Raw genomic sequence first — 16,918 nt, forward strand, 5'->3', positions numbered from 1 at the left:
AGTTGAAAATTAGTTGGTTTGTAAGAAACGGTCGATGGATCGGGCGACATTACGGCCGGAGGCCATCGCTTTTACGACTAGGCTCGCTCCGCTGACAGCGTCTCCGCAGGCAAATAGGTTGCTGTTGGCGGTATATCCGGCGTTGTCTACGGCGATGTTATCGCGGTTGTCGGTAGCCAATCGCAGTTCTTTGATCAATCCTTCTTGCTCCGGATGCAGGAAGCCCATGGCGAGGAAAACCAGATCGGCCTCGATGATCTCTTTCTTGCCGGTCAGCCTCATCTGCGGACGGCCTCCGTCTGGGGAGGGAACCCATTCGACTTCTTCTACCTCAACCCCTATCAGGTTGTTTTTCTCTCCGATAAAACGGTTAGAGGTTAGGTTCCACCGGCGGATACAACCTTCCTCATGGCTGCTGCTGGTTTTCAGTACTTGCGGATACATGGGCCAAGGTGTCGCCGGATTCTGTCCGACGGGTGGCTGGGGCATGATCTCGATCTGGGTGACACAGGCCGCCCCATGACGGTTCGCTGTCCCTACACAATCGCTACCCGTATCGCCTCCGCCAATCACTAAGACTTTCTTGCCTTTGCAATTGATCTGGCTTTTGGGCGGGATGGGGATGCCTTCTAAGATCCGGTTCTGCTGGCTTAATAACTCCAAGGCGAAATGTACGCCTCTTAAATGACGTCCCTCGATAGATAGATCCCGGGGAACCTCGGCGCCGATCGCTACGCAAACAGCGTCGAAATCTTTCACTACATCTTTCGCTAATATCTCTTTGCCGACCATCGTGTTTACACGGAAAAGAATCCCTTCTTGCTCCATGATACGGATACGGCGATCGATAATGTGCTTGCCTAGCTTGAAATTGGGGATGCCGAAGCGTAGCAAGCCGCCCGGTAACTCATCTTTCTCGAATACGGTGACTTCATATCCTTTCCGGTTCAATTGGTTCGCTACGGTCAATCCGGCGGGACCGCTACCGATCACGGCTACCTTTTTCCCGTTGCGTACCGGTTGGATAGGCTGTACGTATCCTTCCCGGAAAGCGGCTTCCACGATAGCCGCCTCGTTCTCACGGATCGTGACAGGTTCGTCGCAGCTAAGTTTCAGTACGCAGCTTTTCTCGCAGAGGGCGGGGCAGACACGTCCCGTGAACTCCGGGAAGTCGTCGGTCTGCTCCAATACGTGATATGCCTCTTTGTAACGGCCTTTGTATAACAAATCTTGCCATTCGGGTTGCTTGTTACCCAGCGGGCAGGCCCAGTGGCAGAAGGGTACGCCACAATCCATGCAGCGGGAGGCCTGCGTACGGCGGTCGCCGCTGTTCAAGGTCTGTTCTACCTCGCTGAAATCATCTATACGTTCGTGGACGGGACGATAGCCCGCCTCTTGTCTATGTATCGTTAGAAATGCTCTTGGGTTTCCCATAGTTCTCTTGTTTTTGTGTAAATATTTAGTAGTCTTTCTGCATCTCCGCGATCTTGCGTTGGAGTTTGCGCATCTGTTCCTCTTGGAGTACTTTCTTGTATTCGATCGGGACGATCTGGATGAACTCATCCACGTACTTGTTCCAGTTATCGAGCATCAATCCGGCCAGATGGCTGCCGGTATGATGATAATGCTTGCGGATCAATTCATGAAGTTCCTTTCGTGAGGTGCTATCCTCGATCAAGGAAAGCTCTACCATTTCCATGTTGCAATAATAATCGAAATCACCATTCTTGTTCCACACGTAAGCGACACCACCGCTCATTCCGGCGGCGAAGTTCCGGCCTGTATTGCCTAAGACGACAACCCGGCCTCCGGTCATGTACTCGCAACAATGGTCGCCTACACCTTCCACGACAGCGATTGCCCCGGAGTTTCGCACACAGAAACGCTCTCCGACCCGGCCGTTGATATAAACCTCACCGCTGGTAGCTCCATATAATAAGGTATTACCGGCTATCGTATTGTCTTCCGCTATAAAGGTGGAGCGTACCGGAGGCATTAAACTGATGTGTCCGCCGCTCAATCCTTTTCCGAGATAGTCGTTCGCCTCGCCTTCCAACCGGAAATGTACGCCGTGAGCCAGAAAGGCTCCGAAGCTCTGGCCCGCCGCCCCCTTGAACTTGATATGCAGGGTGTTCTCCGGTAACCCGATGTTCCCGTACCGCTTGGCGATCTCGCCGGAAAGCATGGCTCCTACGGAACGATCGGTGTTGGCTATTGCGTAATCCAACGATACTTCCTGTCCGGATTCGATGGCAGCCTTTGCGTGACGGATTATATCCACATCTTTCACGTTGTCGATCGCGTGGAGTTGACGGGTGACATGATGGATGGCCTGCGTGGCGGCTTGTTCCGGTAGATGGATCAAGCGGCTGAGATCCAATAGATCATGTTTCTCGATATGATCAGAAGGTTTACGCATGAGTAAGTCCGTACGGCCAATGATATCGTCTAGTTTCGTATAGCCTAGCTCTGCCAGATATTCTCGAACTTCACGGGCGAGGAAGGTGAAGAAATTCACCAAATATTCGTGTCGGCCATGAAAGCGTTTACGTAATTCCTCATCTTGGGTAGCGACACCTACCGGACACGTGTTCATATGGCATTTACGCATCATCACACAGCCTAAGACGATCAAGGCGGAGGTGGCGAATCCAAACTCCTCGGCACCCAGCATCGCCATCAATAGGATGTCCCGTCCGGTTTTCAATTGTCCGTCTGTTTGCAAGCGGACTTGTCCCCGGAGGCCGTTCATCACGAGCGTCTGTTGAGTCTCGGATAGTCCTAGCTCGGGTGGGATTCCGGCGTAACGGATAGAGCTTATCGGGGAAGCCCCCGTTCCTCCTTCTGCCCCGGAGATCACGATCCGGTCCGCTTTTGCCTTGGCTACGCCGGCGGCGATGGTTCCCACGCCACTCTCGGATACGAGTTTCACACTGATCTCGGCTTGAGGGTTCACGTTCTTCAGATCGAAGATCAATTGCGCCAAGTCCTCGATCGAGTAAATATCGTGGTGAGGTGGGGGAGAGATCAGAGAGATACCCGGGATCGAGTGACGGGTTCTCGCTATGATATCGTTCACCTTATAGCCGGGAAGCTGTCCTCCTTCGCCCGGTTTCGCTCCTTGGGCGACCTTGATCTGGATCTCGTCGGCGTTTACCAGATATTCCGTGGTCACGCCGAAGCGTCCGGAGGCTACTTGCTTGATGGCGGAGCGGAGCGATAACCCGTCCTCACGGGAGATGAAACGGGCCGAGTCCTCACCACCCTCGCCCGTGTTACTGCGTCCGTGTATCTTGTTCATGGCTATAGCTATCGTCTCGTGCGCTTCCCGACTGATAGAACCGAAGCTCATCGCTCCCGTGACAAAGCGACGCATGATCGCTTCTTCCGGCTCTACCTGCTCCAAGGGGATCGGGGTGCGTTGTTTGAAGGTCAGGAAGTCACGCAAGAATATGGGGCTTTCCTTCTCATCAACCACATGGGAATATTCCTTGAATTTCTTGTAGCTCCCCAAGCGGGTAGCCAGTTGAAGCATGGAAATGGTATCCGGGTTCCAAGCGTGTTTCTCGCCATCCTTGCGGAAGGAATAAATGCCTTTATGTTCCAATAAAGAATCCGTGGGGTGGGAGAATGCGTCATTGTGCATGGCGATCGCGTCTGCCGCTATCTCTTCCAAGCGGATACCACCGATGTTGCTGGTGGTTCCCCCGAAGTAAGTATCTGCCAGATCCCGGCTTAGGCCGATCGCCTCGAAAAGCTTTGCTCCCCGGTAACTGCGGATCGTGCTGATCCCCATCTTGCTCATAACCTTGAATAAACCCTTGCAAATGGCTTTTACGTAATTCTTCTCGGCAGTCTCGTAATTCAATTGTATCTCTTGCCTGTCTACTAGATCATCCAAGATAGCGAAAGCCATATAAGGGTTGATGGCACTGGCTCCGTAGCCTAGTAAGAGGGCGGCGTGCATTACCTCACGCATCTCGCCGGTTTCCACTACCAGCGCTGTTTGCACCCTTTTCTGCACGGAGATCAGATGGTGATGCACGGCGCTTACCGCTAACAGGGAGGGAATCACCGCTTTTTTCTCATCTACGTTTCTGTCGCTTAAAATGATGTAGTTAACGCCATCGGTGACGGATTGCTCCGCTTGCTTACATAATTCGTCCAAGGCAGCTTTCAGTCCTGCGCATCCTTTCTCTGCGTCAAACAAAGTGGGGAGCTTAACACTTTTAAAGCCCTTATACCGGATGTTACACAGGAGATCCAGTTGTGTATTGGTCAAGATCGGATGGTTCAGCCGAACCATTTTACAGTGGCTCTCGTTTGGAACTAAGATATTGCTTCCCACTGCCCCGATATACTCGGTCAGGCTCATGACGAGTTCCTCGCGGATCGGGTCGATCGGCGGGTTGGTTACTTGGGCGAATTGTTGGCGGAAATAATTATAGAGGATTTGCGGACGGGCGGATAATACGGCCAGTGGCGTATCGTTGCCCATGGAGCCGACCGGTTCCGCCCCTCCCGTGCACATCGGTATGATAATACGTTCGATATCCTCACGGCTGTATCCGAACGTACGCAGTAGCTTGTCGTATTTCTCTACCTTATGAGGAATCTTACGACCGGATTTCAACTCGTCCAATTCCACCCGATTTTTCTCCAGCCAAGTACGGTAGGGCTGGGCGTTCGCCAGTTGTTCCTTCAGCTCGCTATCGTAATAAATCTCGCCTTTCTCGGTATCGATGAGTAAGATCTTTCCGGGTTGCAGACGGCCTTTTTCCTTGATCTCGTTAGGCTCGAAATCCATGACGCCGACTTCGGAGGCCACGACCATCATGTCATGTTTCGTGATCAGGTAGCGGGCGGGGCGGAGGCCGTTACGGTCTAGCATGCCTCCGGCGTAGCGTCCGTCGCTAAAGAGCAGGGCGGCAGGCCCGTCCCACGGTTCCATCAAGATGGAGTGATATTCGTAGAAAGCCTTTAGGTCTTCGGAGATCGGGTTCTTCTCGTTGAAACTCTCCGGTACCAGCATCGCCATGGCATGCGGCAGGCTCATCCCGGAGGCCACGAAGAATTCCAATACGTTATCCAGTGAGGCACTGTCACTCATGCCCGGCTGGATGATCGGGCGTATATCGTTGATATCCGGGATTCTGGGGGAGGATAGTACGCTCTCCCGGGCCTCCATCCATCCCCGGTTGCCCCGTATCGTGTTTATTTCCCCGTTATGTGCCAGTAGGCGGAAAGGTTGCGCCAGACTCCAAGTGGGGAAGGTGTTGGTACTGAAGCGTGAATGTACCAATGCCAGTCCGCTAGTGAAATAAGGTTGCGTCAGGTCCGGAAAGTAATGGCGTAGCTGCATGGATTCCAGCATGCCTTTGTAAACGATGTTTTTGGTGGAAAGAGACGCTATATAGAAATCATCCTTGGCCGGAAGGTCGGTGGCCGATACCCTTTTCTCGACCCGCTTACGTATGAGGTATAGCTTTAGTTCCAGCTCTTGCTGATCGTTACAGCCGATGATGAATATCTGCTTGATATCAGGTTCGGTCGCTTGTGCGTCCTTTCCCAAGATTTCCGTATGAACGGGAACTTTGCGTAAGTGCATCAAGGTTAATCCCTCTTTCTCGATCTCTTCGATGAGGATACTGAGGATGCTTGCTTGCTGTTCCTCGTCTTTGGGGAGGAAGATTAGTCCGGTGCCATATTTGCCTTTTTCGGGAACCGGAATTCCTTGCAGGAGGATGAACTCATGCGGGATCTGTAATAAGATTCCCGCTCCGTCACCCGTTTTGTTATCGGCTCCCTCGGCGCCTCGGTGCCTCATGTTCTCTAGTACCTTAAGGGCTGATTCGATGATGTCGTGCGATTTCTCGCCGTGGATATTTACTAACATTCCTACTCCACAAGCGTCATGTTCATAAGACGGGTCGTATAATCCTTGTCTGCTATTAAAATGATTTCTGTTTGTTTTCATTTGTTGACCTTATGTTTGCGTATAAATGATTATTGCGTCAATTTATTTCGCAAATATAGGTATTAATGGCATAATGTAATTGCTTGTAGGAGCGAAAGAACGGAGAAAAGATAAGAATATCTTATCTAATGTTTCTATTTGTAAGTATTCACTGGGTTTATTCTTTTTATTTGAAAGATATTTGGTTGGTTAGTTTGCTAAATGAAAGATGAACTAAAAAAAGAAGCACCGTCACGTTTTGCGACAGTGCTTCTTTTTCTCCGGAAGCGCTGTCACGGATTGTGATGTCGCTTCCTATCTGTTTTATCTATCGGGATATTCTCGGATGAAATAGCGGGATAGGAATTTCCAATTATCTTGTATGATCGCCTTGCCACGTTCCGGGCTGGTAAGGCTTTTTGTTTGTGCGTCGGCCAACATACCTCGGTCTACCAGCTCTTTCAGGAAGTAAACGCTGCAATGTTTCACGATGAAGAAAGAGAGCGCTTGCTTGGCGGCACGGTTGGTGTCGTAGAAGGGATTGTTCTCATCCTTGATCAACTCCACGTCACGGGTGATGACTTGGGCGCCTTCCTCGGGCGTGGCGTAGATCGCCAGCTTCTTGCCTTGCCAGTCCTCGGGAAGATGGAAGTTCTCGGCGGGGATAAGGCCGGAAGTCTCCGTGATAAATGTTTGTGCATCTTCGGTCTTGTCGAAATAGAGAAGCAGTTTGTCTCCTGCGGCTTTGTGGAAAGTCTCGTATTGTTGGCGGTTTTCCTCCAGCATATCGTCGGGCAGGGTGGCTACAGACTCGTCGGCGGTGTTCTGAAATACCGCATGGTCGGGATGCTCGGCGGGCAATATCTTTGCCAGCCATTGCGGGGAGGTCAGGCCTAGCAAGGAGGTCTTGCTGGTGTAGGCCATCATGCCGTGGCTGTTGACGAGCAGGTTGTTAAGCTGCTCTTGGTTGAGGTCGGGCTGCTCCTTCCAGCGGTCGTGGGCGAAGTCGCTCAGTTCCCGGGCCGACTCAGGCAGGATATAGGATTCGTAATGGAACCATTGCAATAGACGGTCGTAATCCTCTTGCCGCTCGTAGCGGGTATCAAGGGCGAAAAGCTTTGCCATGCGGGTATTCTCCGGCGCCGTGGTCCACTCTTTGCAGAACAGGTCGTAGATAAGCATGCCGGTGGATTCGTTGGCAGGGTTGTCCGGACTGACGAAAGTGCCTTTACGATAGCCGTGATACTGCTGGGTATAATGCCAAAGGAGGAAACGCACGTCCTCAAGGTTCACCTCATCGTCGTAATAATGATCGTCCGGAGTGTAGAAGGGGAGGTATTTGCCGTATAGCTCCTTATGGGTAAGGATGAAGGCACGCCAAATCCCCATGCCGGAGATCACGTCCTCGAAGTAGGCGGCCATGCGGATACAGATCTGCTTTGTTTCCTCGCCCTCGAAGGAGTTTACCAACTCGGTCTTCTCCATGATATCGTAGATACGGTTCGCTATTCCGGTATAATAGGAATCCACGGGAGTGCTTTGTTTATAGGGATGCAACTGCAACCAGTCTTTCGGGAAAATTTTAATGTTCTTCATGTTATTAAATGTCTTTATGCATTCAGGAGTGCAAATGTAGTAAAAATACGTTAGCTATGTCAAACGATAAGGAAAAGTTGCGGTCTTAAAAATGTAACATTTGTTGTCTTTATTGTTATCGGATCTAAACATCTTTGAAATACCGCCCCCGTACTTTTGCGTCGAAATCAAAGATGAAATAATAAGTAGTAAGATAATGGGAAAGAGTTTAAGGGGCAAAAGATTGAAAAGGTTAGGGCTTTTCTGGGTGGGAGTTTTCCTGTCATTCTCTCTATGGGCACAAACAGGGGTTATCTGCGGGACAGTTACGGACGCAAAGATGAAAGAACCGTTGATCGGCGCCTCGGTCGTGATCGAGGGGACTACGGTTGGCGCTATCACGGATATAGACGGTAATTTCCGTATCGAGAACGTGAGACCAGGTACTTATACGGTAGCCGCCTCTTACGTGTCGTACCAAACGCAAACGGTAAAGGATGTTCCGGTAGTCGCACGCCAAGAGGCGGTGTTGAATATCGAGCTTTCCGACGCTAACCTCCAATTACAGAATGTGGTCGTAGTGGCCCAACGGAAATTGGGAACCGAGATGGCCGTACAAAATACCGTACGCAAGAGCCTTCCGGTCGTGAATGGTATCTCCGCCCAGCAAATCAGTAAAACACAGGATAGCGATGCCGCCGAGGTACTACGCCGTATCCCGGGAATCACCATCGTGGACGACCGTTTCATCGTGGTCCGGGGTCTGGCGCAACGTTATAATAATGTATGGCTGAACAATGCCACGACTCCTTCCAGCGAGACGGATAGTCGTGCTTTCTCATTCGACGTGCTGCCCTCTTCCTTGATCGATAATATGATGATCTATAAAAGCCCCTCGGCGGAATTGCCGGCGGATTTCTCCGGAGGTTTCGTGCGGGTGCTGACAAAGAATATTCCCGAGGGTAATACGCTCAACGTCTCCTATCAAGTCGGGTTTAATACAAACTCCGCTTTCCGAGATTTCCAACTGACGAAAGGTTCCGCCTTGGATTATCTGGGCTTTGGCGCTGGCTCCCGAATGTTACCCTCGAACGCCCCATCTCATTTGAACGACATATCGGCAGCGGATGCGGCGGCGTTTACGAAGCGGGTGAATACAGGATGGAACGTGTGTCATTTCACGGCGATGCCGGAACAGAAACTGACGTTCATGATGAATCGTACCTTTGATATCGGTGACATGAAGATCGGTAATATCACCAGTGTGAACTATAGCACAGGCTATGATTATTACGAGATGAAAAACAACAACTACCTCTCGTACGACATGGCCAAGGATCAATCCTCATACCGTTACCGCTACGATGATGTACAATATAAGAATACGACAAAATTAGGAGCCTTGTTCAACTGGTCGTTGATGAAGGGAACGAGCAAATATGAGTTCAGGAATTTCTTCAACCAGCGTGGAACCTCTTCCTTATCGCAACGAGAGGGAACGGATTTCTACTCCGACCAAAATATCCGGAAATGGGAATCCCTTTATACCGGACGCACTACCTATTCCGGCCAGCTAAGCGGGGAGCATAAATTGAGAGAAGATATGAATAAACTGGATTGGACGTTAGGTTATGCTTTCGCCGCTTACAAGGAACCGGATCGCAAGGTGGTAAAATCTTTGGAGAGTACGACGGATGGTGACTCTCGTTATTACGTGTCCGACCCGACTCGTTATTATCAAGACTTGAAAGATAACAGCGCTTCCGCCGCCTTGAATTACGAGCATAAGTTCGCCGTCTCGGAGATGTTTACCCCTGTCTTGAACACGGGGGTATATGGAGAGTTTAAGAAACGTAACTTTGATGCCCGTCGTTTTGTCTATAATATGCTGGGAAGTGGTTATGACCGTTTTGCCGAATGGGACTACAGCTCGGTCTTCTCGGACGCAAATATATCGACCGATCGTATCTATATGAAAGAGAGTACGAACAAGAGCGACTCTTATACTTCCGATAATCTGCTGGGTGCCGCTTACGTAGCCGCTAAACTGAACTGGGGAGAGAGGCTGAATGCGAACGTAGGTGTACGTATGGAGTACTATCAATTGAAATTAGATGGTTATGAGTCGGACGGTATAAAACCGGTGCATCTGGATCAGAACGCTACGGATTTCTTTCCTTCCGTCAACATCGCTTATAATTTGAATGAGAAGCACCAAGTACGCTTGGCTTATGGACGTTCCGTGAATAGGGCGGAGTTCCGGGAGATCGTACCTTACGTATATTATGATTTCGCCTTAGATGCGAATATCACGGGTAACGTAAACTTGAAGAACGCTTATGCGAATAATATGGATCTGCGTTATGAATTTTACCCGGCTCCGGGTGAGACGGTGACGATCGGCGGTTTCTACAAACGGTTCGATAATCCGATCGAGCAAACCTATATGGAAGCGGGTTCCGGATTGCAGTACACATACCACAACGCCGATCATGCGAATGCTTTCGGCGTGGAGCTGGATATCAAGAAGAATCTGGACTTTATCGGTCTGAAAGGCTTGAGCTTCGTATTCAACGGGGCTTATATCCATAGTAGGGTGTATTTCGCCGAGGGCTCTTTCGAGCGGGATCGTGCGATGCAGGGGCAATCCCCTTACTTGATCAATACGGGCTTATTCTATCAGAATGACAACGCAGGAATCTCAGCCTCCGCCTTGTATAACCGGATTGGCAAGCGTATTGAGACGGTAGGCGTACCGAAGCAGAAGCCGAACGATGATATTCCCGATATCTATGAGATGCCCCGTAACTCCTTGGACTTGAGTTTCTCGAAGAAGATCGGTAAATACGTGGAGGTCAAGGGAGGCGTAAAAGATCTATTGAACTCAAAAGTAGAATATAAACAATTCCTAGAATTAACAGAGGCTTCCGGAGAGAAACGGGAGGTCGAGCAATTAATCCGTAGCTATCGTCCGGGTGTGACCGTGAATCTAGGTGTAGCCGTGAAGTTTTAATTTGAATTCACTCATATAAACTAAATTCGTTTACTTATGAACAAGTTATTATTAAAAGGTGTGGCCGCCGCTTTCTGTATGGCCACGATGTTTGGAACAACCGCTTGTGGCGACGATGATGATCTCGTAAATGTAGAGCCGCCTGTAGAGGAAACTCAAGATGTTATATTGGAAGGTGAGATTACCTCGGATATGACCTTGAAGGCTGCTGATAACAACCTGTTGAGAGGTTTCGTATATGTGACGGATGGCGTGACCTTGACGATCGAGCCGGGAACGGTAATCAAGGGGGAGAAATCGTCTAAAGGCTCCTTGATCGTCGAGCGTGGCGGAAAGCTCATCGCCGAGGGTACGGCGGAGAAACCGATCGTGTTCACTTCCGACCAACCGAAAGCTTCTCGTACCTATGGTGATTGGGGTGGCTTGATTCTTTGTGGCAAGTCTATCGTGAATAATACGGCTGGCGAGGCTCAGATAGAGGGCGGTCCTCGTTCTTACTACGGTGGAAAGGATCCGGAAGATAACTCCGGTATCGTGAAATATGTCCGTATCGAGTTCGCCGGTTATCCATTGGAGCCAAATAAGGAGATCAATGGTTTGACTTGCGGTGGTGTTGGCCGTGGCACTACGATCGAATACGTGCAGGTCTCTTTCTGTGGCGACGACTCATTCGAGTGGTTTGGCGGTACGGTAAACGCAAAACACCTGATTGCTTACAAAGGTTGGGATGATGAGTTTGATACGGACTATGGATTCCAAGGTAAATTGCAGTTCTTGTTAGGCGTTCGCGACCCGAAGCACGCTGATACGTCCAAGTCCAATGGCTTCGAGTCTGATAACGACGCTGATGGTTCCAATAATACTCCACTTACCACTCCGGTCTTTTCTAACGTGACCTTGATCGGTCCGTTCTATGGTGAATCAGCTGGTAAAACGGAAAATGATATCTTTTATGTTACGGAAGACGCGGCTAATGGCGCTAAGGGTGGATCATTCCAAGCCGCTATGCACATCCGCCGTAACTCTTCCTTGAATGTGTATAACTCGATTTTCGTGGGTTGGCCATACGGTTTGTATCTGCAAAACGCAAATGTGGGTGCGGTTGTTAAGAATGTGATCTTCGCCGGTATGTGGGAGAATTTCAAGGATGAAACTAGCCAAAATTACTTTCAGACAGCAGACTTGAGCAACCTTACTTACGCTTCCAGCAATGATATCATCGCTAAAGATGGTGACTATACATCGATCGTAGCGGATAAGATTGACGGAGCGGATTTCTCTGATACGGCTTTGAACGACGCTTTCTTCGAGAAGGTATCTTATAAGGGAGCTTTTGATGGCAAGAATGACTGGGCCGCTAACTGGACCAACTTCGATCCGAATAACACTGAATATTAATTTAGCTTGACTTTGAATAGGCTGTGAATTTGTTTGGGGCACTGAGGTATCCGGAAAGATCCCTCGGTGTCTTTTCGCATATAATTTAGATAAGAATGTATCATGAATAAAAAGCTATTGTTATTTTCTGCTTTTATGGCGGGGGCCTCATGGACCGTACAAGCGCAAGACTTGGTTTTAAGCGAAGGACAGTATTATACCGATGCCACGCAAACCACTCCATATACGGGTCGTTATACGGAATTTTATGACGATGGTATGCTTAAGATGGAGTTATATTTGAAAGATGGCCGTCCGGAGGGAACTTACGTGATTTATTATCCGAGTGGCAAGATCGCCGAGGTGCGTTCCTATTATCATGGGATCTTTCACGGAGAATGGCGTACATATAATGAGAACGGCCAGCTGATCGGCCTGGCTTCTTATAAGGAAGGGCAAAAGGACGGCCCTTGGCGTATCTGGAGTGATAAGGGAAATTTGTTGTATGAGATGTTCTATACGGCAGGGAAGAAATCTGGTGTCTGGCGTAGCTGGGATGAGGAGGGGAATCTGCTTTCCGAGGAGAATCAATAGGGATAATTGCCGTTTACATACCGTTGTAACGCCATTTACCTCTAATGGTAAATGTTTTTTCCTCTAGAGGTAAATGGCGTTACATCAGTATGTAAACAGTTTTACCTCTAGGTGAAAATACTTTTACTTCTTGATGAAAATATTGGTAAATGTAATTGAATGGAAATCAGTATGCTTACTCCTCTTCCTCTTCTCCAAAGTCGAACTCGAAATCGAATCCGTCATCCATGAATTCCGGCTCAGTGAATTGCTCCAGTTCACGACGGTCTTTCTTGGTAGGACGTCCGAGACCTTTCGCACGGTTCACGAAACCGGAGATACGGTTCATCTCCAGAATCTCATACTGATCCGGGGTTGTCACGTTCTCCAAGTAATTCGGGACGAGCTTTGCGCCCACACGATTCTCGATCAATCCGATTACCTTAAAAGAGAAGGTGATCGGCGGTTTACGCACTTGGATCACATCGCCAACCTTGATCATGCGGGAAGGTTTGATCGTTACTCCACCTATCATGATACGCCCTTTCTTGCAAGCTTCCGCGGCTATCGTGCGGGTCTTAAAGATACGGGTCGCCCACATCCATTTATCGATACGTACCTCGTTCATATCTGTATTCTCAGTCTCTTTTATTTATTATTAAATTGATTCATCGTAATCTGGATGCCGGCGAGGCAGAAGCTCTTGATGATCTCTGTCGCACGATCCAATATCTCTGGCATCAATTGCAATTCCTCCGGGGGAAATTTCCCTAGCACGTAATCGATCTGTCCGCCCCGTGGGAAATCGCTGCCTATGCCGAAACGAAGGCGGGAATATTCCTGCGTATTCAATAACTGGGCGATATTCTTCAACCCGTTATGCCCGGCGTCGCTACCCTTTGGTTTCAGACGTAAGGTTCCGAATGGCAATGCCAGATCATCTACGACAATCAATAGATTTTCCACGGGAATGTTCTCTTTTTGCAACCAGTACCGAACGGCGTTGCCGCTGAGGTTCATAAAAGTATTCGGCTTTAGCACGATCAAGTCACAGTTTTTCACCCGTATGCGTGCGATTGCCCCGTATCGCTCCTCAGTGAAATTGCCTCCTACGCTCTCTACCAGATGGTTGACAACCCGGAAACCTATATTATGGCGGGTTCCCCAATATTCGGAACCGATATTACCAAGTCCTGTTATCAAATATTTCATTATCCTCGAATCTATAAAAGAAAGGGGAAGAACATTCTATGAATATCCTCCCCTTCATGTATTGTAATAATGTTTTTACCTCAGATTATCCTTTAGCCTGAGCACCACGAGCGGCACGAGTCAATTGAACGGCGCAAACAACAGCGTTTTTAGCGTTCATCAATTCAAGACCTTCGAAGTGCAAAGCTCCTACCTGCATAGTCTTACCTAAGCCAAGGTGATCCACATTAATCGTCAACTTTTCAGGGATTTGATCGTATATAGCTTTCACTTTCAGTTTTCTCATTTGAAGAGACAACTTACCACCGGCTTTAACACCTTCTGCGTGACCTTCCAAAACAACCGGAACTTCCATTACTACGGCTTTGTCCTTAGATACTTCCAAGAAGTCCATGTGAAGGATTTCGTCAGTTACAGGTTGGAACTGCATGTCCTTAACGATTGCCATCGTCTTGTTACCGTCAATGCTTAACTCAACAACGAAAATCTCCGGAGTGTAAACCAACTTACGAACGGCTTCTTTTGTAACCGTGAAGTGAGTTACTTTTTCGCCACCGTATAATACAGCGGGAATTTCATTGTTCTTACGCATTGCCTTCAAGGCTCTTTTCTGATCAGCGGAACGAGCGACGATCTCTCTTCCTTTTCCTTCTAACTCAAAAGTCTTCATTTTCTTTAATTTTTGTGTTACTCAAAATTAGTTATTTTGCTTCCTAATTTCCCATCACACGGTACGGGGCTAAAAAGCGGTGCAAAGATACGATTTTTGTTTGATGTGACAAATATTTCGCATGTTATTTGTCGGATTATCGATCTAGCTTCACTAATTTCGTGGTTCGCATGATCCAGCGGACAAGGCCGTGGGGGAGGAGCACAACGAGGGGTGTGCATATTTTGTTGAAGAGACCCGGTAATAGGGAAGCCCGGTGGTGAAACAAGGCATTAATCCCTTTTTTAGCCAGTTTTTCCGGGCGCATCATGATACCTAGGCGGATCGCTAAGGTCTTTAAGTTGTCGCTTAGGTTATATAAATTCGTGGCGACGGCGCCGGGACAAAGTACGGTTACGCTTACTCCATAATCCAGTAACTCCGAACGCAAGCCTCGGGAGAAGCTTTTCAAGTATCGCTTGGTGGAAGCGTACAGCGTAATTCCCGGATAAGGTAGCCAACAAGATAGGGATGACATATTGAGGATATATCCATGACGCCGTTTCTTCATCTCTTGCCCGAAATAATAACAAAGCTGGGTAGGAGTGGTCACGTGGAGGTAGAGCATTTTCTCGACGATGTTGGCCTTAGCTTGTAAGGTCTCGCAGAAAAAAAACATACCGGCGTTATTGACCAATACCTCTATTGGGATGTTTTTCTCTTGGCAAGTATCATATAGCTCCTTGGCCGCCCCGGGGATCGCCAAATCACGATAAAGCGGCAAAACTTCTATACCATATTTCTCGGAGAGAAACTCACCTTTCTCCCGGATCGCCTGCTTCTCATTGCTGACGATCACTAACTGATAGCCTCGTGAGGCTAGTTCCTCGGCATAGGCGAGACCTATTCCGGAGCTGGCCCCCGTGACTAAAGCCCATTTCTTTTCCATTATTTATATTCAAGCCTTTTGATTTCACGTACGATACATTCCGGAAGACCTTTCACGTTCTTATGACAGACCATATCCTCACTATACATACGGGCGATACAATAGTTGCTATGCCCACAATCGCAACGGGCGTGCTCGTCTTCTTTCATACGGTTGACGAAGCCCGGCTCGTTCACCAAGGCACGTGCCATGGCCACAAACTCGAACCCGTCGTTCAGTACCTCCTCGATCTTGTCTCTGGAGACTAATCCTCCTACGTAAATAAGAGGTAAATGTAAGGCTTTGCGGAATTTCAACGCATCTTCAAGGAAGTAAGCCTCCTTAAACGGTTCCGAGGGAATCATATATTTACCCACCATGCGGATTCCAATCGGTAGATAGCCGCGAGGCATATAATACGCCATCGTACGGATCGGCATTTCTCCCCGCATTACATACATGGGGGCACGGCTCACGAATCCGCCGCTTAGTACTAAGGCATGCGCTCCGCATTGGTCTTGGAGTGTACGGGCTACTTCTAGACATTCGTCTATTTCAAGTCCTCCCTTGAACCCGTCCCGCATATTGGTCTTTACGGTTACGGCCATGTCGGAACCTGCTGCTTTCATCACCTCTTCCATACACATTCTCATGAAGCGCATACGGTTCTCAAGGCTTCCTCCATATTCGTCTTTCCGGTGGTTGGTATACGGGGAAAGGAATTGGCTGATCAGATAACCATGCCCGGCATGGATCTCGACAGCGTCCATACCTGCCTCACGTGCCAATCGTACGGCCTCACCGTAGGCACGAGCCATGGAAGCGATCTCGGATTGTCTCATACCTCGTACGATCGTGGGAGAGTAGAGGTTGAAACCGCTGGACGCTGAAATAGGCGTGCATCCGCAAATCCGCTTATGCGACATATTACCACAATGGCCTAACTGGATGGAAGCGGCGGCTCCCTCTTTATGGATAGCGTCGGTGAGCTTGCGGAGGCCGGGAATAATATCCGGACGCATCCACAGCTGACGCTCGAACGACAAGCCGCTTTGCGTCACGGCGGCATAAGCTATGTTCGTCATGCCGATCCCTCCGGCGGCTACGGATGTGTGATAGTTGAATAACTGCTCCGAGGGAGCGTTTCTCGGGCACATACTCTCGAATGCGGCGGCCCGGATCGTGCGGTTCCTAAGTGTTAGCGGACCGATCTTACCGGGTGTAAACAGGATTGATTTGTCCATATCAATAGATTAATGTAGTTGTTTCGAAAAATTAAGTTAGATGGTTTTCTCTATATTCCAGACGAAGGCCCGAAGCCCTTGCGCTTCCGTTTCCTTGTCTAAGTTGTGTAGGATTTCCAGAAAATGATCGACCTTCTCGTCTTCTACCATCGTAAGGATAGCTGAATTCAAGGTAGGCCAAGCGTGATTGCCGTAATGTGGCTCGCCTGTTTTACTTCCCCGTCCTTGCACGACATCCCAATAGGTAAAACCTTTAAGGTTATTACGGTCCATGATACTGACGATAGCTTCGTAATACGCTTGATTGAAAGATATAAATATCGCTTTCATATAGTTGTTTTTTATGAGATCGCATATCCGTAGGGAAGCTTTTCTTACGATGGGCATTCAA

At 48.9% G+C, this 16,918-nt stretch carries 12 protein-coding genes; 3 read left to right on the forward strand and 9 right to left on the reverse strand.

Annotated features, from left to right (window positions below; all coding sequences use genetic code 11):
• Positions 1-9: 9 nt before the first annotated feature.
• From NBH16_RS14540 to NBH16_RS14550, 3 genes are all read right to left on the reverse strand, one after another.
• Complete coding sequence (locus tag NBH16_RS14540; RefSeq protein ID WP_009276606.1) at positions 10-1,434, reverse strand: glutamate synthase subunit beta; 1,425 nt, start codon at positions 1,432-1,434, stop codon at positions 10-12.
• 25 nt (positions 1,435-1,459) lie between these two features.
• On the reverse strand, positions 1,460-5,977 hold the full coding sequence (gltB, locus tag NBH16_RS14545) for a glutamate synthase large subunit (RefSeq protein WP_250788796.1): 4,518 nt from the start codon (positions 5,975-5,977) through the stop codon (positions 1,460-1,462).
• Positions 5,978-6,280: 303 nt separating this feature from the next.
• Entirely contained in the window at positions 6,281-7,552 is a 1,272-nt protein-coding gene (locus NBH16_RS14550) for a DUF3843 family protein (RefSeq protein ID WP_250788797.1), read from the reverse strand.
• 196 nt (positions 7,553-7,748) lie between these two features.
• On the opposite strand from NBH16_RS14550, the gene NBH16_RS14555 reads away from it, so the two are divergent.
• The 3 genes from NBH16_RS14555 (at position 7,749) to NBH16_RS14565 (ending at position 12,515) form a co-directional block, all read left to right on the forward strand.
• Positions 7,749-10,544 (forward strand): TonB-dependent receptor, encoded by a 2,796-nt coding sequence (locus NBH16_RS14555; RefSeq protein ID WP_250788798.1) that lies wholly within the window; start codon positions 7,749-7,751, stop codon positions 10,542-10,544.
• A 36-nt stretch (positions 10,545-10,580) separates the two neighbouring features.
• Positions 10,581-11,942 carry a beta-helix domain-containing protein gene (locus tag NBH16_RS14560; RefSeq protein ID WP_005866058.1) on the forward strand — a complete coding sequence of 454 codons (1,362 nt, stop codon included), beginning with the start codon at positions 10,581-10,583 and terminating at the stop codon, positions 11,940-11,942.
• A 102-nt stretch (positions 11,943-12,044) separates the two neighbouring features.
• Positions 12,045-12,515, forward strand: coding sequence for a toxin-antitoxin system YwqK family antitoxin (locus NBH16_RS14565; RefSeq protein WP_005866059.1), 471 nt, complete (start codon positions 12,045-12,047; stop codon positions 12,513-12,515).
• A gap of 175 nt (positions 12,516-12,690) precedes the next feature.
• Here NBH16_RS14565 and NBH16_RS14570 read toward each other — a convergent pair whose 3' ends face one another.
• The 6 genes from NBH16_RS14570 to NBH16_RS14595 form a co-directional block, all read right to left on the reverse strand.
• Entirely contained in the window at positions 12,691-13,122 is a 432-nt protein-coding gene (locus tag NBH16_RS14570) for an RNA-binding S4 domain-containing protein (protein ID WP_008774015.1), read from the reverse strand.
• Between the two features lie 20 nt (positions 13,123-13,142).
• Positions 13,143-13,706, reverse strand: a complete 564-nt coding sequence (gene pth / locus NBH16_RS14575) for an aminoacyl-tRNA hydrolase (RefSeq protein ID WP_005861960.1) — start codon at positions 13,704-13,706, stop codon at positions 13,143-13,145.
• 85 nt (positions 13,707-13,791) lie between these two features.
• Complete coding sequence (locus tag NBH16_RS14580; RefSeq protein ID WP_005861962.1) at positions 13,792-14,376, reverse strand: 50S ribosomal protein L25/general stress protein Ctc; 585 nt, start codon at positions 14,374-14,376, stop codon at positions 13,792-13,794.
• A 136-nt stretch (positions 14,377-14,512) separates the two neighbouring features.
• Positions 14,513-15,304: an SDR family NAD(P)-dependent oxidoreductase gene (locus NBH16_RS14585; RefSeq protein WP_122382617.1), complete on the reverse strand. Its 792-nt coding sequence runs from the start codon at positions 15,302-15,304 to the stop codon at positions 14,513-14,515.
• Positions 15,304-16,527 (reverse strand): NADH:flavin oxidoreductase, encoded by a 1,224-nt coding sequence (locus tag NBH16_RS14590; protein ID WP_122382618.1) that lies wholly within the window; start codon positions 16,525-16,527, stop codon positions 15,304-15,306. The genes NBH16_RS14585 and NBH16_RS14590 overlap by 1 nt, the downstream gene beginning before the upstream one ends.
• A gap of 36 nt (positions 16,528-16,563) precedes the next feature.
• Complete coding sequence (locus NBH16_RS14595; RefSeq protein WP_005866064.1) at positions 16,564-16,857, reverse strand: PG0541 family transporter-associated protein; 294 nt, start codon at positions 16,855-16,857, stop codon at positions 16,564-16,566.
• Positions 16,858-16,918: the final 61 nt, after the last annotated feature.

It is taken from the genome of Parabacteroides sp. Y3-G-102 (assembly GCF_023656845.1).
In the GTDB taxonomy this organism is placed as follows: domain Bacteria; phylum Bacteroidota; class Bacteroidia; order Bacteroidales; family Tannerellaceae; genus Parabacteroides; species Parabacteroides distasonis.